Source organism: Colwellia sp. C2M11 (assembly GCF_018860915.1).
Lineage (GTDB): Bacteria > Pseudomonadota > Gammaproteobacteria > Enterobacterales > Alteromonadaceae > Colwellia.
In genome coordinates, this window is sequence record NZ_JAHKQD010000049.1 from 92,619 (window position 1) to 118,270 (window position 25,652).

Genomic DNA, 25,652 nt, shown 5'->3' on the forward strand with positions numbered 1-25,652 from the left:
AATTATTCACGTTATTTCTGGTTTAAAATTAAGATTAAAATTAATCTACAAAAGTTATATTATTTGGCTATTGCTGAGACTAAATAAAGTCCTAAACCAGCAGCAGCAATACAAAGCGACACATTCAATATAATATTAATGCCGGCTTTTAGTAAGTCTCCTTGTTGAATTAATAACAAGGAGTCTAATGAAAATGTTGAAAAGGTGGTAAAAGCACCTAAAAATCCAATACCTATTAAAGTTCTGTGAACATTAATATCTAAAATTTCATGTTCTATTAATTGGTATAACAAACCCATAATAAATGAGCCGGTGATATTAACCATCAATGTTGCAAAAGGAAACCCCTTTCCTAGCCAATTTAACACTAATTGCGAAATATAAAAACGCAAACTAGCACCACAAGCACCACCTAAAGCAACAAAAGCATATAAAGTTAGGTTACTAATCGCATTATTCATAGCGTTGCTCACTACTGTTTTGATTTAGCTGATTTAAATAATCGAGCTTTTCTTTTAATTGTTTTTCTAAACCACGATCGCTAGGTTGATAAAGATCGGTATTATAGCCACTGGCTTGTTCATTCGCCTTCGCTAATGCTTCTGGAAAATAATTTTCACCTGCGGCAAAAGCATTAATTTCATTATGAGCATAACGATAATCAACGCCATGGCCTAAATTTTTAGTAATTTCACTGGTTGAATTTTTTAAGTGATCGGGAACATCTAAACTTGAGGTTTGCTCCGCTAACACTTTAGCTTGATTAAAAGCCATATAAACGGCATTACTTTTTGGCGCTAATGCCATGTATACCGCAGCTTGAGCAATAGCTCGTTCACCTTCACTTGGTCCTACTCGATGAAACGTGTCCCAGGCATTAATCGCTAATTGCATCGCACGTGGATCGGCATTACCTATATCTTCACTCGCTATCGCAAGTAAGCGTCTTGCTACATAAAGTGCATCACCACCGCCGGTTAAAATTCTAGCATACCAATAAAGTGCAGCATTAGGATCTGAGCCTCTAACGGATTTGTGAAAGGCACTAATTAAATCATAAAAGGCATCACCACCTTTATCATAAAGCGCTATTTTACTGCCTGCTACTTGTGCTATTAGTTCAACAGATATTGTTATCTGGTGCTCTTTTCCCGATAAAAAAGCGGTTTGGCTATCAAGACAGTTTTCTAACAAGTTAAGTAGTCTTCTAGCATCGCCATCGCTGCGGTTTAATAAACTCTGTTTAGCATCTTGGTCGATAATGATACTAACGCCCTGCTCCTGCGATACCAAGCTAATTGCTCTGGTTAGTACTTGAGATAACTCATCCGCATTAAGTTTTTTTAACGTATAAACACGCGCACGAGATAAAATAGCCTGATTTAATTCAAACGCTGGATTTTCAGTAGTCGCACCAATAAAAATAATGGTGCCATCTTCAATAAAGGGCAAAAAAGCATCTTGTTGAGATTTATTAAAACGGTGTACTTCATCAACAAAGAGTACTGTTTTACTTTCTGGTGTTGAATTATTAGCTCTAATTTTGGCTTGTTCGATAGCAAGACGAATATCTTTAATACCTGACGTTACTGCAGATAATCGAACTACTTTAGCATTAGCATGGGTTGCTATAATTTCTGCTAGGGTCGTTTTGCCACTGCCAGGTGGGCCCCAGAAAATAAGCGAATGACAATGGCCTTGTATAATGGCTTGTTTTAAAGGGGATTCTTCCCCAAGAATATGCTGTTGCCCAACATAGTCCTCTAAGCTTTTAGGACGCATTTTTGCTGCCAGTGGCGCGTTAGAAGAAAACGCTGAACTTAAGACAGTATCTTGCACTGGCTCGTTATCAAAAGTTTCTAACGCTAAGCCAAATAAATTAGTTTGTTGATTGTCTTCCACAATAGTCACACATTCCTGTTATAAGCTAATTGGCGCGTTGATCATCTATTTGCACACCTTCTGGCACGACAAAGTTAAATAAATTTGCCTCAGGAAGCGTATGATCGTCAAAATCACTTAGCTTAATATGACTTAATTGACCGGTAGCATCTAAAAAGGAAAACTGTTTCAATTTCCCCCCAGCTTTGTCTGTATCAAAAAGCAAAGTTAAACTTTTAATTTGGCTGTTTACATCCTTTGCTGTGATAACAAAACTGTTATCTTCCTCATTAGTAACACTATACTCTTGCCACATTGCCTCATCTTGGCTGGTTAACAATAAAATAGGCGTTTGTGCAATCGCAGCTGATAAAGAATACACACTCACTTGCTCGATCCATGGGTTATAAAACCAAACATTCTCACCATCAGACACAATCAAAAGCTCGTCTGGCTCTGCCGTATGCCAATTAGCTAAATTTGGTTTGCTAATGGCTAACTTTCCTGAGCTTTGTTCAAGTATATCGCCTGATTCGCTCTGTACTTGTTGATCAAACTTAGCGCTAAAATGATGTAAATTAGCAAGTTTAGCCATTAGTTCGATTTTAGCGGCTGATGTTTGTGTAGTGATCACGGATTCATTCGCCATAGTTTGTGCTTTTACTGCCACGTCATTATTTACGGGTATAGTGGTATTGAGTTCAAGTTGATTTGCTTGCACTACGTTATTTATAGCAACATTTAATGTTAGCGCTAGGGTAATAATATTCACATAATTCATATTCATTTTAATCCGAATTAATCTCTAATTGGTGGTGGGGCGAGTACTTCGCGAGCACCGTTATTGCCAGCAGTAGATACGATGCCTTGAATTTCCATTTGTTCAACAATTCTTGCTGAACGGTTATAACCAATTCTGAATTGTCTTTGGACACTCGAGATAGATACACGGCGCTTTTCAGTAACAAAATTAACAGCTTCATCATAAAGTGTATCTAATTCTTCATCTTCGCTGCCTTCAGGCTGCTCACCAGGTAGTAACATATCAGGATCACTACCACCTGCTAAAATTTCTTCAATATAATTTGGCTCACCGCGTAACTTCCAATCTTTAACGACAGCATGTACTTCATGATCATCAATAAAGGCACCATGAACACGGGTAGGAACGCCTGTGCCAGGCGGTAAATAAAGCATATCGCCCATACCAAGCAACTGCTCTGCCCCTTGTTGGTCTAAAATTGTTCGAGAGTTTAAACCTGATGATACTTGGAACGCCATACGTGTCGGAATATTTGCTTTAATTAACCCGGTAATGACATCTACAGAAGGACGTTGCGTTGCAAGTATTAAATGAATGCCTGCAGCACGGGCTTTTTGTGCAATTCGTGCGATTAATTCTTCTACTTTTTTACCAACAATCATCATCATGTCAGCAAACTCATCAACAATAACAACAATACTCGGTAATTTTTCTAATTGTGGTGGTGTTTGATCTAAACCATCGCTAGGTTGCCATAACGGATCAATAATAGGCTCACCTTCTTTCATCGCCCCTAAAACTTTCTTGTTATAGCCTTTTAAATTACGAACTCCCAAAGCTGACATAAGCTTATAACGACGTTCCATTTCAGCAACACACCAACGAAGAGCATTAGCGGCATCTTTCATGTCTGTAACCACTTCAGCTAACAGATGTGGAATACCTTCATAAACGCTTAATTCAAGCATTTTAGGGTCAATCATAATTAAGCGTACATCTTCAGGAGTCGATTTATACAATAAACTTACAATCATGGTATTAACACCAACAGACTTACCAGAGCCTGTAGTACCTGCCACGAGTAAATGAGGCATTTTTGCTAAATCAACAACAACCGGCTCGCCCGCAATATCCTTACCTAATACCATAGTTAATGATGAACTTGACTCTTCAAATTCTTTACAAGAAATAACTTCACTTAACCGAACAATTTCTCTGTGCTTATTAGGTAACTCTAAACCGATCACAGACTTACCTGGAATCACCTCAACTACACGGACACTTATAGCAGATAAGGCTCGCGCTAAATCTTTTGATAATGAACTAATTTTACTCACCTTCATACCTGGTGCTAAATCTAATTCAAAACGGGTGATAACAGGCCCAGGATACACAGCAACAACTTGTGCCACTACTTTAAAGTCAAGTAACTTAGCTTCAACTAAACGACTAACCTGCTCTAGTTCTTCTTGATTAATTGGGTTTTTCGCTTTGTCTGCCCTATCTAATAAATCAATTGACGGCATACCCTCAAATTTATCTTCAACACTGGGTACCAAATTAACTTGGCTGGTATCAGAACTAGCTGACAGTTTACCACGTGGCTGCAAATCGTCGGCAACATCAATTTTTTCAACTGTGCTAAAAGCAGCTGTAATTTCAGAATCATCAACATGCTCTTGAACATTGATACTAAAAGGACCATCCATTAAGTCGTCAATATCAACAAATGGCTCTTGAGTTTCAGGTTTTTCTGACACTTCAGGGGGTGAGTTCTTATTAAAAAACGGTATTGATATTTTTTTCTTAGCAGGTTCTTCAACTACCGGTTCATCATTGTTGAGCTCTTCTGCTATTGAATTTTTTTCTAACTCATTGTCAATTTTTTCATCTGTATTGGCATCACCCGTACCAAACTGAGTTTTTATCAACTGTGGAAGGTTCTTTAACAACATAAAGAAAGAAATACAGTAACGACCTACATCATCAATAAAGTTCAACCACGAAAAACCAGTTAATAATACAAAGCCTGAACAAGTAAACATTAAGAAAATTAATGTACTACCAACAAATGAAAAGTAAGGACGGAAGGTGTCACTTAATACATTACCTAAAATTCCACCGGCCGAAAAATAGTATATATCGTTAAAATTCATACTTGCTAATGAAGTTATCCCCATATAAAAAAGGATAAAACCGATCAGTTTCAAGCCAATAGTCAAATAATCTAATTGCATTAATTGATGAAATTTTTGGAATAATAGCCAGCCAATAAGTGCAACAACAAAAGGTAAGGTATAAGCAATATAGCCGAAAAGGTTTAATAATAAATCAGAAAGATAAGCGCCTACAGCACCACCAAGGTTTCTAATTTGGGTTTGATAACCAGTTTGTGCCCAGCCGGGATCAGCTGGATCAAAGCTAAATAATGCCAACATTAAAAACATAGCCAAGACACTAAAAAACAGTAAGCCTGTTTCTAATAAGCGTTGTACACCGCTTAATTGTGTAGTTAGCTCGTCAGTCGGCGTATTAACAGATTTTTGACTGGTTTCGTCAGTATTTTTTACGAGTTCTGAAGACAATTAAAATTCCATGATAAAAGAAGATGAGTGTTATATGTAACCATGTTAACCCAAAATAGACTAATAGGCATTTTGAAGAAGCAATGGTACGGTTAAAATAACAAATTATCGCTTAATTGGTAAGATATTACTGGATTTAATTTCATCCATAACAACATAAGTCCTACTTTCACTTACGCCAGGTAACCTTAAGAGGATATCGCCTAATAATTGCCGATAAGCTAGCATGTCTTTTACACGGGTTTTTAGAAGAAAATCAAAATTTCCAGAAACTAAATGGCATTCTTGTATAACATCTAAATCATGCACTGCACTAGCAAAATCATCAAAAACATCAGGACTAGTTTTAGACAAGGTTATTTCAACGAAGACCAATAAAGCAAGGTTTAACTTTGTTGAATTCAAATTTGCTTGGTAGCCTGTGATATATTTTTCTTTTTCAAGTCGCCTAACCCTTTCTAAACAAGCTGTTGGACTTAAACCTATACGCTTTGATAATTCTACATTTGATAACCTACCGTCTTTTTGCAGTTCAACAAGAATATTCTTATCAATACGATCTATCACTTTATTTGTTACTAAAGGCATACTGGATATATCACTATATTTTTATTTAATTCTAGGATTATATAATGGAAAACGATAAATTTCGACAGGTTATTCTATTAAAACACTTTTATACTACTCACTCTAACGAGGCAGTTTTCTTTAATAAGCTGCCTGATACCCAAGCTAGCTTAGATGTAGTACACAACACTATATTTTGAGGTAGCTTGGGTATCATAATTTAACTTAAGAGAGATAAGATTATGATTATTGGTGTACCTAAAGAAATTAAAAACCACGAGTACCGTATAGGTTTAACACCCGCAGGTGTTAAAGAGTTATCGGTAAATGGTCATCAAGTACTTGTTGAAAATAATGGCGGCGCCGCTATTGGTTTTGACAATGCACAATATATAGAAGCTGGTGCAAAAATAATTGATAACGCTACAGAGATATTTGCAACTGCAGATATGATAATTAAAGTAAAAGAGCCACAGCCTATTGAATGTAAAATGCTAAGACCTGGCCAAATTTTATTTACCTATTTGCATTTAGCACCAGACCCTAAACAAACTGAGTTATTAATTGCTTCAGGTGCTACTTGTATTGCTTATGAAACTGTAACGTCTCCTACCGGTGGTTTACCTTTACTAGCACCTATGTCTGAAGTCGCTGGTCGCATGTCTATCCAAGCAGGTGCACATGCATTAGAGATAGCACAAGGTGGTTTAGGCGCTTTACTTGGTGGTGTGCCTGGCGTGGCACCAGCAAAAGTACTCGTTGTTGGTGGTGGTGTTGTTGGTACTCAAGCGGCTCGTATGGCTGTTGGTATGGGTGCAGACGTAACAATATTAGATCGTTCATTAACACGTTTACGTCAATTAGATACTGAATTTGACGGACGTTTAAAAACAGTTTATTCAACAGCTGATGCAATGGCACAATTAATTGTTGAAGCAGATTTAGTCATTGGTGCCGTCTTAATACCTGGCGCTGAAGCGCCGAAATTAGTCACTAAAGCACACATTAAAGCAATGAAAAAAGGCGCTGTTGTAGTTGATGTTGCGATTGATCAAGGCGGTTGTTTTGAAACATCCAAAGCAACAACTCATCAAGACCCAACATACGTGGTTGATGATGTTGTTCATTATTGTGTTGCTAATATGCCTGGTGGCGTAGCAAGAACATCTACAATGGCACTCACTAATGCAACATTACCTTTTGCTGTTACTATTGCCAATAAAGGTGCTAAACAAGCCTTACTTGAAGATGAGCATTTATTAGCAGGGTTAAACGTTGCTGCAGGTAAAATTACTTATAAGCCAGTAGCTGATGTTTTAGGTTATGAGTTTGTCGAAGCAAAGACAGCACTTAACTTTTAGTATTTAAGTCTTTAAAGGTAAATTTTATTAAGAGTACAAATTAAAATTTGTGCTCTTTTTTTTATTTCTTTTTCGAAAAATGCATATTCTCACTATACACCCTTGATAGAACCTCTTATCATCCCAATTAATAAAGCTATACATCTTTCAAATATATTACTATCAAAAATTCTGGAGAACTCATTCATGAGCGACGTTAGACATTGCCCACTACTTATTCTAGGCTCAGGCCCTGCAGGTTACACTGCTGCTGTATATGCAGCACGTGCAAATTTAAAACCTGTAATAATCACCGGCATGCAACAAGGTGGTCAATTAACAACAACAACAGAAGTAGAAAACTGGCCAGGAGATGCTGACGATTTAACCGGTCCAGCATTGATGGAACGTATGCAGAAGCATGCTGAAAAATTCGATACTGAAATTGTTTTTGATCATATTGAATCAGTAGATTTTTCTTCTAAACCTTATAAATTAACAGGCAGCAGTGAATATACTTGTGATGCATTAATTATTTGTACTGGCGCATCGGCACAATATTTAGGTTTACCTTCTGAAGAAGCCTTTATGGGCCGTGGTGTGTCAGCCTGTGCTACTTGTGATGGTTTCTTTTATAAAAATCAAAAAGTTGCTGTTGTTGGTGGTGGTAATACTGCTGTTGAAGAAGCACTGTACTTATCAAATATTGCTAGCGAAGTACACCTTGTTCACCGTCGTGATACTTTTAAATCTGAAAAAATATTAACGGATCGCTTATACGAAAAAGTGAAAAACGGTAATATCGTTTTACACACCGATCGCACCTTAGATGAAGTCTTAGGTGATAACATGGGTGTAACAAGTTTACGTTTAAAAGAAACCAACTCTGATGCTACTGAAGTTATTGATGTTGCAGGTGTATTTATCGCCATTGGCCACAAACCAAATACCGATATTTTTAAAGACCAATTAGCAATGGAAAATGGTTACTTAACTATTCAAAGTGGTACGCAAGGTAATGCAACGCAAACAAGCGTAGAAGGCATTTTTGCGGCAGGTGATGTTGCTGACCACATCTATCGTCAAGCCATTACCTCTGCTGGTGCTGGTTGTATGGCTGCTTTAGATGCTGAACGCTACCTAGACGCTCAGTAGTAACCAAAAAAAGTTTAAGCATATAGTTTACTAGCTTGATGAACTATATGCTTATAATAAGCCTTACAATTCTCTTAGCATAAAATTTTTAGGATAATATGCGCCTATATCAACTCAACGATAATAACGTGGCCTTTCCTCCTGTTAGCTCTGCGCTCACTGATCCTAATGGTTTATTAGCTTTAGGCGGCGATTTACAACCTAATCGATTAATAAATGCATACAGCCATGGAATATTTCCTTGGTTTAGTGAAGGTGACCCGCTAATGTGGTGGTCTCCAAATCCTAGAGCCATTATTAAATTTTCTGATTTACATGTGAACCGTACCTTGCGTAAAGCAATAAAAAAATCACCTTATAAAATCACCCTTAATTCAGCCTTTGAACAAGTTATTAAACAATGTGCTAATGCTCCCTTTCGTAATGATGACACCTGGATTTTGCCTGAAATGGAATCAGCTTATATCAACTTACATCAACTTGGCTTTGCCCATTCAATCGAAGTTTGGCAAATAAATAATGATGACACATTATCACCAAAAGAAGAGCTTGTCGGTGGCTTATACGGCATCGCTATTAATGGTTTCTTTTCTGGTGAATCCATGTTTTATAGCAAACCTAATGCCTCTAAATTTGCCTTGGTAGCAATAAGTAAATTATTAAGTTCGGTTAACGTAGATTTTATTGATTGCCAGTTACTTAACCCTTTTTTAGCCGACATGGGCGCAAGCGAGGTGACTCGAGATGATTTTATTGATTTAAAAAATAAAGCTATCGATCTAACGATCGATAAAAATTTTTGGCATACTCGTGAACTAAACTTAAGTGAGTAATCGCAGATAAGTAATAACCCTCTATGAATGATGATACTTTTAAAGTAGGTATAACAAAAACCTTTCCTTGTAGTTACTTGCCTAACAAAGAAGAGCGTTTATTAATTGCTATTGATGAACGATTACAAAATAATCGTGGTTACAGCATATTGATGATGGAAGGTTTTCGTCGCAGTGGCGACCAATCTTATCGGCCTCATTGCCCTAGCTGCAATGCTTGTAATTCTGTGCGGGTTATTGTGAATGAATTTCATCCTTCTAAAAGCCAAAAACGTTCATTAAAACGAAATGCACATTTCAAAATTACGACCTCTGAGCAATTAAAAGATGAATATTACCCTTTGTATGAAACTTATATTAATACCTGTCATCAAGACGGCAGCATGTTTCCTGCAAATTATGAGCAATTTCAAACCTTTCTTTCTAGTAAGTTAACTAAACAATTATTTATTGAGACTTGGTTAGAAGAAAATAACGACAAAAAGTTAGTGTGTCTAGCAGTAACTGATGTATTAACTAATGGTTTGTCTGCGGTGTATACCTTTTATCACCCTGATTATAGAGCAAATGGTTTAGGTGTTTTTTCTATTCTGACTCAAATAGAGTTTTGTAAAAAATTCAATTTACCCTTTTTATACTTAGGTTATCAAATAGATGATTGTAAAAAAATGAATTACAAAAATAGATATTTTCCTTATGAAATATTTACCAAGCAACAATGGTTACTTGTTCAAAAATAATATAATTTCTCTAATGTTATTTAATATCTCTCATAAATAAACCGCCACAAAGCTTTACATTAGCTGCACAATTAGGCATTATTCGCGCAGCTTTTTTTATCGGCAATAATTTATAACAATTTAATTTGAACTTATTGCTTGTTTGCACAACATATAGAGGTTTAGCGCCCCATGGCGAAAGAAGAAAATATTGAAATGCAAGGTACGGTTTTAGACACGTTACCTAACACTATGTTCCGAGTTGAATTAGAGAATGGCCATGTGGTTACTGCTCATATTTCAGGAAAAATGCGTAAAAACTATATTCGTATTTTAACTGGCGATAAAGTAACTGTTGAGTTAACGCCATATGATTTATCTAAAGGTCGCATTATTTTCCGTGCCAGATAGTTTATTGCGCTAAAGATAATATAGCACTACCACTAATAATTTTTATAGTTACTTATTATTAGTTAATGTTAAAAATTAAAAAACCAGTATTTAATTAAATACTGGTTTTTTTTGTTCATAATAAATAAGGACAATGATTAACGATAATCATCTAGTAACTTCTGCTCAAACTGGTCAGCACTTACCGTTAGATTTTTTTCAGCAATAGTATCTTGTAAGTCACTGAGCCTTTTTTCTACTTCAGAAATAGTTAGGGTATTATCATCGAGTCGATAAACTTGTATTAAACTTTGATAATAAAAAACTAAAATAATTAAAGCATTGTGCTCATCATTACTTACACCCACTTTAATTTTTTTCAATTTTCGATAAATTAGATTTTGTAGTTGTTTTATCTGCCATACATAGTAAATCTCTTTAAATGCATCAGAGCTTTTTAATGTATGCATAATGCCAGCACATGCAAGCAAAGCGAGAATCACGCCAAGTAGATTATACCTAAAGTTACTTACCCCTTCTTGGGCAAAACTGGCAATAAGCAGTTGACCAAAAATTAAAGACAAAATTAATAAAGTACCAATAAATCCGGCTATTACTATGTTTAAATGTTTTCTGTAACGTTGTTTATCTATATTGATTAACTGCATTAAGAGACGCTTTCCTTAGAAAATAAAAGTATGCTGTGTAGTGTAAATTATAAATTAAAGTGTTAGTCCTGAGTAACGTTTTATTTTGGTTTTTACACCATGTTGCCAAGTTGGCTTATTACTCGAAATCGTTAACATTGTTTTTGCTCGAGTAATCCCTGTATAAAGTAATTCACGTGATAATAATTGATGTTCAGCTTGTTTTGGCATTACCATAGCAACATGATCAAACTCACTACCTTGGGTTTTATGAATAGTCATGGCGTAAACCATGTCATATTTAGGTAAACGTGATGGCATAAACAGTTTATAACCGTCTTCAGTGTCTTCAAAATATGCCATTAATTGGCCTTCTTCAGTACGCCAAAGCAAACCAATATCACCATTATATAGCCCTAATCGGTAGTCATTTTCATTGATCATAATTGGCATGCCATGATAATTAACCTCAGTATGAAAACGAGAAAATAATTGCTCTTTTATCCATTGATTTAACGCATCTACACCAAACTCACCTTGGCGAGTAACACACAAAACACGAAATTTAGCCAATAATGCAAAAGCACCAGAAACATCACGACATTGTGCTATGCCTTGGTAATACTTTTGAATTAAAGGTGGCAACCAACTACTTAAGGTATTATCCGCAAGGCTTAACTGGTTATTATCAGCTAACGCTCCTTCACTTGCTGAAGCCGTTAGCAGCTGCCAACTGAGCGTTGACTCACCTTGAATAACATAATTTGCTAATATGCCTATTCCACCTTCTCCATCAAAACGACGACTTTTCATTAAGAAGCTTAAATGATCATGATAAGTCATCGGCTCTGCAGAAGCTTGATGAAATTGGCTGGCGAGAAATGTCTGCTCTATTTCACATACCTTTGCCAAATAAGCTAAGTTTTCCTTGCTGTAACCAGAATGAGGCCTTGGCGCAATATCTGCGAGTACACAGCCAACAGCCACAGAAGGTAACTGATCAGCATCACCTAATAGGATAACTTTTGTTTCAGGTTTTAAGGCACGAAATATACGTGTCATCATAGGTAAATCAACCATAGACACTTCATCGATCAATAACACATCACAAGACAATAAATTATTTTGATTATGTCTAAAATTATGATTATTAGGAATAACCCCTAATAATCGATGAATAGTTTTTGCCTGTGTTGGCATAGCAGCCAAAATATCATCATCAATAAGCCCTTTAAAGCCAGCTATTGCGTTTATGATAGATTCAGATAATCGTTGTGCAGCTTTACCTGTTGGGGCAACTAACGCAATTTCTAAAGCCGGTGCATCTTCTTGTAACTGATTTTTTTCATGTAACATTAAGAGCGCAGCAAGTAGTTTGGTTACCGTATAAGTTTTACCTGTACCTGGGCCACCAGCAATAACAGTGAAATTTTTATCAATGGCGTTAGCAACAGCCAGTTTTTGCCAATCAATTTCTTCACGCTTATTTTCTACAATATTAACAGCTTCATTCTGAAGGATATCTTTTCCCTGACTTGTTGGAAATAATTGACTAACAATGCTACTAATATCATTCACTGACACGGCAGATTTTTGCGTTAAACGTTTATGAATACCTTGAGCAAGCTCCCATTCAAATTGGTAATAGCGACGCATATATAAGCTATTATTATCGAAAACTACGGGTTGATGTTCTTCAGCCGTAAGATTAAGAGCTGCTAATAGCCCCTCTAAAATATCAATACTTGGGAAAAGATAGCCTTGATGGCTACACTCACCGAGTTCATCGAAAGCAACACCCCAATGCTCCCCAGCAATCTCAGTTATTGGTAGACATGTATGTCCTGCACGTAAGCTAACACTTAATGCTATTAATAAATGGAATAAGATCTGTTGTTGTTCATCAGACAAATCAGCCTGAACGGTTAACGCTGCGAGTAATTCTTTCCCAAAAAAATAATCTATCGCCTCTATATTAGCTAATTGTTGTTGCGCTTGGTTAAAGTTAACGATTATGTGAGCCATTATTGTTGCTCCTTCATTAACTTGTTAGCTAACGGCTTGCCCAAAAAAAGATCATCTAATTGAATTAGCTCATTCTCCGTGATCTGTCGATAATAAACGCCCTTCCCTTGATGGCTGGCATCGTTTGTCATACCACGTAGATATAAATAATATATACCGCCAAAATGTTCCGCTACATCATAATCAGGTAGGTTTTGTTGAAGATAACGATGTAACGCTAAACTATAAATAAGATACTGTAAATCATAGTAGTTTTTTTCTATATCATCACGCAATGCATTGTAATCATAATCGTTATAGTCATCACCTAAATGGCTAGACTTATAATCACAGACATAATATTTACCGTTTTGCTCAAACACTAAATCAATAAAGCCATGCATCATGCCCTTTAAGGATTTATAGCTTGGTAACCTAACATTATTTTGCTTCACTGTAGTTGTATTAGTATTTCGATGATCGGTTAACAATTTCTCTAAATCTGTAATATTGGCTTCATTCATTGGGAAGTAAAACTCATTTTCACGCAGGGTTTTCTGTACAGGAATATCAGCTAAACAAAAAGTATCAAGCGTATCGCTTTTATTAGTCATTGGGGTTTTTACAATTTCATCGAGCCAACACACTAGATCAACGTCAGTAAAACCTGTTGTTAGCTCTCCATATTTAAGTAAAGGCCACTTAGTACTTTCAAGCATGTTATTTTCAATCACATCACTGCTTTTAAAATTACTGTGCTCTAAAATATCATGTAATAAATTACCACTATGTGCGCCTTTTACTAATTGAAAGCGGAGTAATGCTTTTTCACTTTTCCGATTTGTTACACTGCTATCAACGACTTCTACCGAGTCTCTATCCGGCGAAGAAATCCCACCATGGCGTAAGTTTTTACTTAAGGCAGAAAATGAACTTAGCCACCAATCTCGTTCAATTTTACCAATAAATTTACTAACTTCTAGTTCAGCTGTTTTTTCAACTTGCTGTTTTTGCGAAATAACATTGCTAGCAATATCATTAGCAAGACTATCAAACGATTCAAGTTGTAAACTAATAGTCTCTGGTGAACTAGCCACTAACTGGTTAAGACTTTGAACAATATCTTGCTCAGGTTGCCATTGCAGGGTTTTACCTAAAGGCGACAATGCATACTTATCAAAGGCTGTGCTTAAAATGTAGCACCGACGTTCAGCTCGTGTTATGGCAACATATAAAAGGCGAATACTTTCAGCATAAGCTTCATTTGCCATAGCAATTTTAGCCTGTTCATCGCCATCTAAACTAAGACATAACTGTCCTTGCTCATTATGGTATTCAATATAACTAACGGATTTATTGCCAAACTTAAGTGGATCGTTATGACGAGTGGCAAAAGGAATAAAAACAATTGGATACTCAAGACCTTTAGCACCATGTTGCGTAACAATACGAATTAGATCGCCATCACTTTCAAGTCGTTGCTCTGTTTCTAAATCATTTGTTGCCCGAGCATTATCATCATGGCACTGTTGTTCAAACCAATAGAGTAATTCTTGTGGTTGTAAAAACTGTTGGCTTGCTGATTGTAAAATCTCAAATAAATGCAAAAGATTGGTCAATGCACGAGATTTATTACCGCTGTCATTAGCACCAGAGAAATCAAAATGCTGATGCATAATAGTAATCGCCATTGAGATAAAACCCTGACGCTGCCATTGTTCTCGATAGTCGAAGAAGTGAAATTTTAATGTTTGATATGCCGATTCATCTTGTTGCAGTTTATACAACGCAGAAGCGTTAATACCAAGTAATCCACAAGTAATAGCACTTAAATAGAGACGTTCGTCTTCTGGTGCTAATATACCTCTTAATAATTTAATCAGCTGCTCTGCTTGTTCACTATCAAATAAATTAGCCCGATCAGATAAAAAGACACTCGCTAAATTAGCTTGTAACAACGCTTCTTTAATAGCACTTGCTTCTCGTCCATCACGTACCAAAATGGCAATATCTTTTGGTTTTATTTGTTTATTATCTGTTGTCTGCTCAGCAGCAAGATTAGTAATATCATTTTTATTAAGTAAACTGACAATTTCATTAGCACACCAGGTAGCCATTAATGGTCTTACCGACTGCGGCACTTTGTCAGTAAACCCCTCGCCAGTAAAATGTACAAACCTTAATGCTCGTCCCTTATTGGTTAATGAGTCAACCTTAGCATCGGCTTTCTTCCCTGCAAGTACCGGTTGATAGTCGATGCCATAACCAAAAACTGATTGTTTCACACTGCTCTCAGTAGCCGAGCCAGAAAACACCTGATTATACGCTTCGACAACATCAGGACTTGAGCGCCAATTAGTATCCATCAACCAATGATAATCACAATCACTACGAGCATTTAAATAAGCAAAGATATCACCACCACGAAAACCATAAATAGCTTGTTTAGGATCACCAATTAAATAGAGTGCATTTTTACTCTCTTCATCACTGCTAGTGTTATCACTGCTCACACCTGATTGATCTTTTTGATAATAAATTCCCTGCAAAATAGCAAATTGTTGAGGATCTGTATCTTGAAATTCATCAACTAACGCCACAGGGTATTGCGCTAATAAAGTTTGCGCTAAAATATTACTTGTTTGCTGTGAACTTGAGGAATCCTTTTTAGGCGTTTGTTGCAAACAATCAGCCAAGGTATTAATAAGGTCGTCAAAATCTAAACAATTAAGCTGCTCTTTTGTTTGTTTTACTTGTTGTCTGATTTGATAAATAGCGCCTCTTACAATTTGATAAGCTTGGGCTTTATTGATGTTTTTAGCTAAGTTTTTCACTTGCGCTTTAATTTCTTTAGCACTGTCTAAAACCTGCGCTAATTGCACTTTAAATGCTTTAGGATGGCGACTACCATTTAGCAAGTAATCTGGCATAGGATAGGCGGCAGCGTCCAATAAAGCGTTGTGGTCTTGGCACTGCGCGATGTTATCTAACCATTGCTTTAATTTAACAAGCTCTTCAGCGCGCTTTTCTTGCTCTTCTGGTTTTTTGTGTGCCACTAATCCTTCATCAAGTAAGCTTGTATTATTATTTAAAGCTACACTGGCATGTTTGGCTAATTGGATAAAATTAGCCACTAAGCTTTGTACATCAATAACCGACAACTCACTTCGATGTGAAATAGCTTTAGCAAAACTTGAAACAAAGGCCGTAGGCGTTGCCCAAAAAGCTTCAACTAAGACAAAATTTTCAATACTTTGTTTCGCCAATTGACGATACCAATCTTGCGTTGCTTCTAGTACTAATTCGTTACTATTGGTCGACATATTCGCGTTAAAAGGTAAACCACTCGCAAAAGCATGTTGCGTTAACGCGCGTTGACAAAAACCATGGATAGTAAAAATGGCCGCTTCATCTAAAAACAATAATGCACGTTTTAATAAAAACTCGATTTTATTAGGGTTAGCGTTATCTGGGTTCACTCGCTTATCAATGGCTTTAAAATAAGAATCCTGACTACACAAGGTAGGCCAGTTATTAAGCGCTTCACGAATAAAGGCATCAATACGCCCTCTTAGCTCTTGAGTCGCGTCCTTAGTGAAAGTCATCAGTAAAATCTCTTCAACTTTCAACTCACGCTCAAGCAATAAACGTAAATAAATACGAGTTATGTTGTAAGTTTTTCCTGTACCAGCACTGGCTTCAATTAAATGTCGGCCAGTTAATGGGATGGTGGATGAATCTAAATTAGTTAAGGTAAATTTTGATGACTGACTCATGACTTTTCACCTTTAGCCTTACTTTTACGCTTGCTTACATGCTTAAATAAACTTTGATAAACAGTATTAAATTGCGGTAAGTATGCGGTAATGTCAGGACATTGTTGCCAAAAATACGCAATATAAGGATCATGGCCGAGCCCCGAAACAGAATCATCGCCATACCAAAGATTTTCAAAACGATCTTGTGTCATTTCCACAACCTTACCACGTACTTGCTTAAACACATGAGCCGCTAATTCACTATTCAATAACAAGGCTTGTTTTTGGCCTTGTTCATAAGTGCTTAAAAGCATATTAAGCTCAGCTTCAGCATTTTCGATACTGGTAACACTATAATGTTCGACACTTTGCGCTTTAGCATTAAAGTAGAAACCACAGGTACTCTGTACTTGACTAAGAATATTACTTCCATAATCTTTAGTGCCCATATTTTGTTGTTGCCATAACTGCACAATCAAATGATGTAAAAACAACGTAAATAAATCTTTCACTTTCGCACCAGAGCTACGATAAAAGACTAACTGAACACCATCATGAGTCTGTTTAACCGGTATTTTTGCCATCAAAATAATAGGGGCGCTTGCCTGTAGACTCCTACTAGAATTTGCTGTTTTATGTGGATTGACGGTTATCTGGCAATCAATTAATTCTGGATTATCACAGCCGTGATCAACAATTTCTTGGCTAAATTGTTGCGTTTCGTCTAACCAATTATCAAAATCAGCTTGAGTACTAGGGGCATCAGGGAATTTTCCGGATAATTTAGCAGCATGTAATACTTGCTCTATGCTATTGACCATCGGTATTGTGGTTTGTTCGGATAGCATTGCTAAACTTGCAGTTAATAAATCTTGTTTTAATAAATAGCGATCTAAATAATCTGCGCTAAAAGGCTCTACATCATGTAGTTGCACGCTATTATCATCTAAGTATAAGTTTAATGCCTTTTGAGCGAACATCTTGCTTGGGTGTTGAAAAAACCGTATTAAATCGTTTGCGGTGATTGATTCTAACTCAATTTCTTCATCTGTTATGACTAACGACGTTTTATCACGCTGGACATTTTGACCATTATTTTGTGCTAACTTAAACCAGTTAGCATTAAAACTCGCCTTTATTGGTGAAGCAGTAATTACTATGGAAGAATTAGCTGCTGACGATTTAGCGGTTAAGTCTGGCGCGGCCAAGTAATTACCTTCACTAAAAGGCTGCATAGGCATTTGCTGCAATTGATTCGGTGGATTTTCATCTTCATTGTCTTTATCAAAGTTCCAGCCATAACCTTGCGTAAGATAATCCATTAACTCTTTAAGCACGAGTGAAGGCTGCTTTTCGTTATTGTTTTTAATATTACGGCCTTGATAGCTTAAATACAGTGAATTTCTTGCTGAGATGATTGCTTCTAGAAATAAATAACGATCATCTCCACGACGAGATCTATCCCCTAACCTTGCTGGACTAGTTGCCATTAAATCAAAACCTAATGGTTGTCGTTGTCTTGGGAATTCACCATCATTCAAACCTAAGACCGCAATAATTTTAAATGGAATACTACGCATAGGCAGCATAGAGCAGAATGTTACTTGTCCAACCATAAATTGACGACTAGCATCACCTTGACTGAAGTGGTTATTGAGAAAGTCTACAACAATGGCTAAATCAATTACTTCTTCAAAATGTGCATGAGAGCAATATTCAACCAAGGCACTGATTGCCTGTTCGATAATCGCTAAGCTATTTTCAATTTGATTATTTAGCTGTGCATTTATTGCTTGTGAAGCACTTTTCGATTTCGTCTCGTTAGAAAAATAACGATTAGTAGTAAACAACAATGACAGTTGGCTTAGTAAGAAAGTCTGCCAATCTTTAGCTGTTCTGGGTGTATTTAACTGTTGGGCTAAGCTTTGTAGTTGTTCAATAAATAACATTAATTGCCCAAGTAATATTGCGTCATCACCTTCAACTGCTGCCAGTAAGAGTTGCTCTTGATAAATTGTATCGGTATCTGAAAAAGCAAAACCTCTTAATAATCGAGATAACCCTTGCTGCCAAGTAAAGCTATTACTGACATTATCACCCAGTATTTTAGCTTTATGCGACTTATCTAAGCCCCAATGAACAGTTGCTTGTTTCAACCAAACCGCTATTTTTTCGCCGTCTTCTTCATTAATAGAAAATTTATTAGCAACGGCAGGCAAACGAATAAAGCTTAATAAATGAGATACTTGAAAACGAGAATCAGGTAAGGTTAATAGCTCACTAAACGCAGCAATCAAGGGATCACTATCTTTTGCACTGCGATCAGCAATAGAACAAGGTAATGGCGGTACTTCATCGTTTAATTCTTGCCAGCCACGCGTAAATACTGCATTTACATAAGGTGCATATTGCTCGATTTGCGGACACATAACCAATACATCTTTTGGTGTTAGCTTATCTGTATTGTTTGATTGACTAGCAGATGTATTAAATTGATGAAGAAGGAAGTCGTGTAAGGCTTGTACTTCGCGTAAAGCACTATGACAACTAACGAATGTAATAGAGTCATCGATTAACACCTCTGGTGCTTTCGTGGCATCATGTAACGCTAAAATATCATTTTGTAACTTATGTAAAATTCGCTCTGCTGGCTTGTTGCTATCACTATCATTGTCACTACTGATTGAATTATTATCTGCACCTTGGTTATCCGAGCTCGCTTTAACAAATAGCTCAACATTAACCGTACTGTAATCTTGTAATAAAGCTAAAAATTCACGCCCTTGCTGTCCTAAATTAGCTAATAAAGGGTTACCAACAAATAGATGCTCATCATCAACACCGTTAGACCAGTGAGAGAGTTTACTAATAGCTTGTTTTTCACTAATAATATCGCCCCAATAAGAAAAACAAGGATTGAGATGATAAAAGTCTACTTCGATATACTCGCTTAATGCGTTTATAAAGGTCAACCACATCGGAGCCATGCTGTTAATACCAAAAAAACTTAACCGTTTAGGTAATAACAAGGGATCTGCTGCAAGCTTATTCTCAATATTAGCAATAGCATTATTTAATAACTCTACTGGGTTATAAGCGAGTTGTTTAATAAGTTGTTGCCATAATTTAGCTTGCCACCTACTGTCATTAGACAGTAAGTCAACTTCTTGTCCCTTTTGCCAAGAGTCTAACCATTCAGGACGAAATATTAAGTACTGTTCATATAAATCAGCCATTTGCTCTGCTAACTGATAGCGCTTTAAATTCTCCTGACTGCTGAAAATATTTTCTTTGCTAGCGTTCGGCTGCTCTTGATTTGAATAAGCGTTTTCTGTTGCTGATGACTTATGCCAATACCGAGTTGCAGCGATAAAATCACTGTCATCAATTACACTTTTTGTCGCTAATAAAGCATAAATACGCCAAGTTAACACTTCTCTTGAGTAAGGTGACTGTTCTGGTACATCTTCATCACTAGCCAGCGTTCTTATTAGCTTCCATAGATACTGAGCTGGTAACGCGTAACCTATATTCATGCTAATACCACGTTCTTCGGCAATAGCGAGGTTTAACCAATGCTGCATCCCTGGATTTTGCACCACAATCACTTCTTGACTGAATACACCTAGGGGAGATAGTTGGGAAATTTTATTAAGCAGCAGTAACAAATTTTCCATTTTGTTAGCGGGATAAAGATTGATCAATGTAGTGTTTACCGTATAAAGCTTGATACCCTAAATTTAACCACAAGCAGGAATTGAACACCATGTATTTCAGAGAATAAACACCGAATGATTACTAAAAAGCTTAAATAACTAACAAACACTTTAGCGTAAATTAACGCGCTAACTTCATCGTTATTATTATAATTAAGTATCCAGATCAAATAACCTTATAAAAACTATGTTATTCAATAATTAATATATTCACTCCCCCCTCTATTAATGTAAAATTATCTAATACTATATTCACAGGATAGGGATTATGTAATGAATTTAATTGAACTAATTTCACAGTCGTCATTTACTGAAATAGCAGCGCTGCTCGTGTTAGCTGCACTCATGGGATTTATCGGACTATTATTAAGGCAACCCCTTATTGTAAGTTTCATTGCAGTGGGGTTAATAGCAGGACCTTCCGTACTGGATATTGTTCATTCCAAAGATCAAATCAAGCTACTCTCTGAATTAGGCATCGCGGTACTGTTATTTCTTGTTGGTATCAAATTAGATGTAAAGTTAATTAAGTCTATTGGTGGCGTTTCTGTTCTAACGGGTCTTGGTCAAGTTGCTTTCACATCCTTATTTGGTTATTACATAGGCTTAGGTATTGGCTTAGACCATATCACTAGTCTTTATGTTGCAGTATCACTTACCTTTTCTTCAACGATTATTATTGTAAAGTTACTCTCTGATAAACGAGAAATTGAATCATTACATGGCCAAATCGCACTGGGTTTTTTAATTGTTCAAGATCTCGTTGTTGTAGTGGCTATGATTATATTAGCAACTATTGGTATTGGCTCTGGGCATGGCGATTCAAATAATTCATCTGTTTGGCAAGTCGCTATTTCAGGTGTGGGATTACTGGGTTTTGTTATTATTTTTGTGCGTTATATAGCTAACCCTCTTACTGAAAAACTAGCTAAAGCGCCTGAGCTATTAGTAATATACGCCATTGCACAAGCAGCCCTTTTTGCCGCCATAGGAGACATCGTCGGTTTAGGTATGGAAGTGGGTGGATTACTCGCAGGTGTTGCCTTAGCTTCAACCCCTTATCGAGAAAGTATCGCTGCCAGACTTGCGCCCTTACGTGATTTTTTATTGCTGTTTTTCTTTATCGCCTTAGGCGCAACATTAGACTTGTCTTTATTAGGCGCGCATCTTCCAGGCGCAATGCTTTTCTCACTGTTTGTACTTATTGGTAATCCACTCATTGTCATGATTATTATGGGGCTTATGGGCTATGGTAAAAGAACAGGTTTCCTTGCTGGTTTAACCGTAGCTCAAATTAGTGAATTTTCATTAATTTTCATTGCGATGGGTATTAGCTTAGGACATGTACCACAAGATATTCTGGGATTAGTAACATTAGTTGGTATTATCACCATTGCCGCATCAACGTATATGATCACCTACTCACATCAACTCTATTCTATTTTTGCGCCCGTTATTGGTATGTTTGAACGTTCAGGCGTTCCTCGCGAAAATATGACGGATGATCATACTGATGCTCACTACCCCGTTATTATCTTTGGTTTAGGGCGCCTTGGCACTGCTATTGCGATGCGACTTAAAGAACAAGGTATTAGCGTGTTAGGTATCGACTTCAACCCTGCTGCTATAAAACATTGGCGACTGTTAGGTTTAGAATGTGAATATGGCGACGCAACCGATGCTGAATTTATCATCGAGTTACCATTAAATCATGCAAATTGGGTTGTTTCAACAATCCCACATTTACATACAGGCTTGTCGTCAGAAGATATTAGAAGAACCGTGATTCAATTAACCCGATCAGCTGGGTATAAGGGTAAATTAGCTGCTGTTTCACAAAGCAGTATAGATACCGAAGAATTAAACTTACTCGATGTTGAACTCATATTAGAGCCTTTTCAGGATACAGCAGACCGAGCAGCTAAAATGCTTTTAGAGGGTCTTGCTATTCAATCAGACAGCTCTGTAAGTCATGAATTAAAAGAGTAAGTTGGTAAATATTCATTAAAATAAAGGTCGAAACAGAATGCTGCGTCGGCCTTTGCTTTAGCTGTTAAGGTAATATTACCGATGTGCTTATGTGACGTTATTATGAATTATTAAGCTTTAAACCTTTAACAGAAATTGAAGGGTATAAAACTGAAATTGAACAAGGTAAAAACCCACGCGATGTTAAAATTGACTTAGCAAAAGAGTTAATCGCACGTTTCCATGATCAAGCAGCAGCGGAAGTGGCTCATCAAGAATTTATTAAAAGAAGCTGGTTTAGTGGGAAGTACGTCAGATGCTTACCGCATGATTAAATAAGGCGCTGCGAAAATAGATGGCGAAAAAATGACGGATAGAAATTTAGTTATTTTGAGTGGCGTCCCCGTTAATTTTTTCTGTTTGTAAGCTATAGCGTTTAACTCGAATTACATCTCGAAGAGGCTGTAAAAAAGGAGATTTTATGATCATAAAAAAAACACTTTACCAAGCTGTATTTATATACAGTTATAATGTATTTTCCCCAAAAACACAATTTTTTGTGTAGAAAGTGAGCACGAATATGCTCACTTTCTACATAGCTAAACTTCTAATTTATTGATTTTTAGTATTTAATTTTTTAAGGACTGCGTCATACTCAGCACAAAATAGCTGAGTATGACGCAGTGCTTAGTTTCTACAAACTTAATGTTTAAAATAAAACCACCTATTTTACTATAAAGCTTTGACAGGTAATGATTTAATTATTATTGTTTTGTTATTATTTTATTTCATAATCCGTTACTATCGTGAATTATGGATAATATACTGTTAGCTGTCAATGTTTATCGAAATTATTGGCGCATATGAATATGATTAATTAAAAAGGAATTTGTGTGAAAGAATTAGATCCAAATAAGATTGCAGTAGAATTAGTTAAACAGTTTGCTAAACCAATATTTGATGGTGTTGGTAAGTTAACTAAGGAAGCGCATGATAAATTAAAAGTCACTTTAAATACCTGTTTTTCTAAATATATTACTAGAAGTTATGATAGATATTCTAAAACAAAAACACTATTGTATCGTGACGCGCCAGTTAACATTAAGGAGTTCTATGTTAGAACCGATCTTGAAATAGGCTTTGGTCAAAAAATTCAAGAATCTGATTTTATAAAAGAACTTCAGAAAAACAAACGATTAGTTATCTCTGGTACAGCTGGTTCAGGGAAATCAACTTTTTGTAAAAGTATTTTTTTGGATTTAATAGAGAACCCAATAGGGATTTTTCCTATTTTTGTTGAGTTAAGACATTTAAATACTGACTCTGAAACTAGTTTGTTTGATTTTATATTAAAAACTTTAACCGATATAGAGTCTACTTTTACAAAGTCACAATTAGATTACTCCTTAGATTTAGGTAAAGTTTTACTAATTTTTGATGGTTTTGATGAGCTAAATAATGAGTTAAGAGAAAAATACGAAAAAGAGATTGTAAATATAGCTTCAAAGTACCAAAAAATTTTATTGCTGCTTTCTAGTCGCCCTGATGGGCGTTTTCATTCATGGGAGGAGTTTTATGTATATAAAGTTCTCCCTTTAGATAAAGATAAATCAAAAGCTCTTATAAGCAAACTTGATTATGACAGACAAGTAAAACGTAAGTTTTTAGATGTTTTAGATAAAAGCCTTTATGAAAAACACGAAAGTTTTGCGAGTAATCCATTGTTATTAACAATGATGCTTTTAACTTATGAACAAATTGCAGAAATACCTAATAAGATACACTTATTTTATGAACAAGCATTCTTAACTCTTTTTAATAAACATGATTCATTGAAAAGCTTATATAAAAGAAAGTCATTTTCAAACTTACCATTAGACGATTTTAAGAAATTATTATCGGCATTTTCAATAGTAAGTTACGCGGATAGAAAATATTACTTTTCTGAAGATGAAATAAAAAAATACTTGGAAAATGCTATTCGGGTTTCAGGTATTAAAATAGATCAAAGCCTTTTTTTAAATGATCTATTAGATACAGTTTGCATCATGCAGCGCGATGGTAATGGATATACTTTCACACATCGTTCTTTCCAAGAATACTTTACTTCGATCTTTATTGTTAATTATGCCTCAGATAATAAATTTAAAATAATCGATAAAATTGCATTTGTAAATGATAGAGACGATGTCATACCTATGGTTTTCGATATAAATCAAGATTTCTTGGAGCAGGAGTGGGTAATTCCACGAATGGAAACGATGATTGATGAATTGTCTGTAGTTCCTGATACGAAACAAGGGAAAGCCAAGTTATTGTCGCTGATGTATAAAGGCTTAACAACACATGACAATGAGGGAGAGTTTAGTATTGCTTTTAGGTTATATAGTCGAGAAGGCGACCATACACGTTTTATACATATCCTTTTCAAAATTTATGGTGAAGAGATTCATCATTATCATAAAACTCAAAGAGATATTGATGAAAGTGATGAAGTTAAAGAAGCTGAGAAACAGTTAGTTGAAATAATTCTTGAAGGTGAAGGAGAAGAGCAGGATTTCCTTAGCTTAGAGGATCTATCTTCAATGCCATCTGAAGTCATTTCATTACTCTATACTTCTAACTGTTACGGTCATGTAAATACTAACCTGAATTTTTCAAAGGAAAAATTATCATCTTTACGAGAAAAATATACTTGTAAACAAAATGAATTGTCTGAATTGTTATTTAGTTAAATACAGCTAACAAGTTGCTTAAACGGACAAAAAACAGCTGGCTTTTGCTCGTTCCTCGCTAATTTTAGCCAGCTAATTTTTTGCCGCTTAGCAAAGCGTTATATGCTTTCATAAAATGGAGTTTTACGATATGACTGAGCAGAAAATCAAAGCGATAGTGCATAAGCATTCAACTAAAATATTTATATTTGGAATGATCAGTATTTCACTATTAGATCTATTATTCTCTTTTCTATTTGAACGTGGTATTTCTCCTTTGATGACTTTTATATTTTCATTTATCTTGGCGGTTTACGTTTTTCAAAAAGTATTATCTGAGTTGTTACCTACTGAAAAAGAGGATACATAAATTAATTTGGTGCTTTGCATATAACAAGGCTTTAAAGTCGGACAAATAACAGTTGGTTTTTGCTCCTTCGTCGCCTATTTTAACCAACTATCATTTGCCGCTTAAAGTGGCGTTGAGGCTGTAGAATTTCTCTAAAAAGACGTATTTACGTCTTTTTTTATATTTCCTCAATTGTTTGTTTTTTAAGCTTGAAGCAAGTTCCTCACTGTGATCTAATAGATATTATTCACCGATAGCAAAAT

General features: G+C 35.9%; 17 protein-coding genes and 1 pseudogene. 9 read left to right on the top strand and 9 right to left on the bottom strand.

Annotation, left to right across the window (positions count from 1 at the left end):
- Positions 1-59: 59 nt before the first annotated feature.
- The 5 genes from crcB to lrp form a co-directional block, all read right to left on the bottom strand.
- Complete coding sequence (gene crcB, locus KO509_RS15185; RefSeq protein WP_215974120.1) at positions 60-461, bottom strand: fluoride efflux transporter CrcB; 402 nt, start codon at positions 459-461, stop codon at positions 60-62.
- Positions 454-1,782, bottom strand: a complete 1,329-nt coding sequence (locus tag KO509_RS15190) for a replication-associated recombination protein A (protein ID WP_215974138.1) — start codon at positions 1,780-1,782, stop codon at positions 454-456. Before KO509_RS15190 ends, crcB begins: the two co-directional genes overlap by 8 nt.
- A gap of 145 nt (positions 1,783-1,927) precedes the next feature.
- Positions 1,928-2,668 (bottom strand): outer membrane lipoprotein chaperone LolA, encoded by a 741-nt coding sequence (gene lolA, locus KO509_RS15195; protein ID WP_215974121.1) that lies wholly within the window; start codon positions 2,666-2,668, stop codon positions 1,928-1,930.
- A gap of 11 nt (positions 2,669-2,679) precedes the next feature.
- Positions 2,680-5,229 (bottom strand): DNA translocase FtsK, encoded by a 2,550-nt coding sequence (locus tag KO509_RS15200; protein ID WP_215974122.1) that lies wholly within the window; start codon positions 5,227-5,229, stop codon positions 2,680-2,682.
- A 105-nt stretch (positions 5,230-5,334) separates the two neighbouring features.
- Positions 5,335-5,817, bottom strand: a complete 483-nt coding sequence (lrp, locus tag KO509_RS15205) for a leucine-responsive transcriptional regulator Lrp (protein WP_215974123.1) — start codon at positions 5,815-5,817, stop codon at positions 5,335-5,337.
- 221 nt (positions 5,818-6,038) lie between these two features.
- Between lrp and ald the strand changes: the two genes are divergently transcribed.
- From ald to infA, 5 genes are all read left to right on the top strand, one after another.
- Positions 6,039-7,157 (top strand): alanine dehydrogenase, encoded by a 1,119-nt coding sequence (gene ald / locus KO509_RS15210; protein WP_215974124.1) that lies wholly within the window; start codon positions 6,039-6,041, stop codon positions 7,155-7,157.
- Positions 7,158-7,343: 186 nt separating this feature from the next.
- On the top strand, positions 7,344-8,291 hold the full coding sequence (gene trxB / locus KO509_RS15215; protein ID WP_215974125.1) for a thioredoxin-disulfide reductase: 948 nt from the start codon (positions 7,344-7,346) through the stop codon (positions 8,289-8,291).
- Between the two features lie 98 nt (positions 8,292-8,389).
- Positions 8,390-9,124: a leucyl/phenylalanyl-tRNA--protein transferase gene (gene aat / locus KO509_RS15220; RefSeq protein ID WP_215974126.1), complete on the top strand. Its 735-nt coding sequence runs from the start codon at positions 8,390-8,392 to the stop codon at positions 9,122-9,124.
- Positions 9,125-9,147: 23 nt separating this feature from the next.
- Positions 9,148-9,864 carry an arginyltransferase gene (locus tag KO509_RS15225; protein WP_215974127.1) on the top strand — a complete coding sequence of 239 codons (717 nt, stop codon included), beginning with the start codon at positions 9,148-9,150 and terminating at the stop codon, positions 9,862-9,864.
- A gap of 171 nt (positions 9,865-10,035) precedes the next feature.
- Positions 10,036-10,254: a translation initiation factor IF-1 gene (gene infA / locus KO509_RS15230; RefSeq protein ID WP_011043571.1), complete on the top strand. Its 219-nt coding sequence runs from the start codon at positions 10,036-10,038 to the stop codon at positions 10,252-10,254.
- A 137-nt stretch (positions 10,255-10,391) separates the two neighbouring features.
- Here the strand turns inward: infA and KO509_RS15235 are convergent, their stop codons facing one another.
- Genes KO509_RS15235 through recC form a run of 4 tightly spaced genes read right to left on the bottom strand, consistent with a single transcriptional unit; the run spans position 10,392 to position 20,346 of the window.
- Complete coding sequence (locus tag KO509_RS15235) at positions 10,392-10,901, bottom strand: DUF3087 domain-containing protein (protein ID WP_215974128.1); 510 nt, start codon at positions 10,899-10,901, stop codon at positions 10,392-10,394.
- Between the two features lie 54 nt (positions 10,902-10,955).
- On the bottom strand, positions 10,956-12,905 hold the full coding sequence (gene recD, locus KO509_RS15240; RefSeq protein WP_215974129.1) for an exodeoxyribonuclease V subunit alpha: 1,950 nt from the start codon (positions 12,903-12,905) through the stop codon (positions 10,956-10,958).
- On the bottom strand, positions 12,905-16,660 hold the full coding sequence (recB, locus tag KO509_RS15245; protein ID WP_215974130.1) for an exodeoxyribonuclease V subunit beta: 3,756 nt from the start codon (positions 16,658-16,660) through the stop codon (positions 12,905-12,907). The genes recD and recB overlap by 1 nt, the downstream gene beginning before the upstream one ends.
- Positions 16,657-20,346: an exodeoxyribonuclease V subunit gamma gene (gene recC, locus KO509_RS15250; RefSeq protein WP_215974131.1), complete on the bottom strand. Its 3,690-nt coding sequence runs from the start codon at positions 20,344-20,346 to the stop codon at positions 16,657-16,659. The genes recB and recC overlap by 4 nt, the downstream gene beginning before the upstream one ends.
- A 285-nt stretch (positions 20,347-20,631) precedes the next feature.
- Here recC and KO509_RS15255 point away from each other — a divergent pair, with 285 nt between their 5' ends.
- From KO509_RS15255 to KO509_RS15265, 4 genes and pseudogenes are all read left to right on the top strand, one after another.
- The gene (locus tag KO509_RS15255) at positions 20,632-22,347 is read left to right on the top strand and encodes a cation:proton antiporter (protein ID WP_215974132.1); all 1,716 of its coding nucleotides are present in this window, start codon (positions 20,632-20,634) and stop codon (positions 22,345-22,347) included.
- A gap of 74 nt (positions 22,348-22,421) precedes the next feature.
- Positions 22,422-22,752, top strand: a pseudogene (locus KO509_RS18130) (tyrosine--tRNA ligase); the annotation flags it as partial.
- Between the two features lie 467 nt (positions 22,753-23,219).
- Positions 23,220-25,061, top strand: coding sequence for an NACHT domain-containing protein (locus KO509_RS15260; RefSeq protein ID WP_215974133.1), 1,842 nt, complete (start codon positions 23,220-23,222; stop codon positions 25,059-25,061).
- Positions 25,062-25,191: 130 nt separating this feature from the next.
- Positions 25,192-25,410, top strand: a complete 219-nt coding sequence (locus KO509_RS15265) for a hypothetical protein (RefSeq protein ID WP_215974134.1) — start codon at positions 25,192-25,194, stop codon at positions 25,408-25,410.
- Positions 25,411-25,652: the final 242 nt, after the last annotated feature.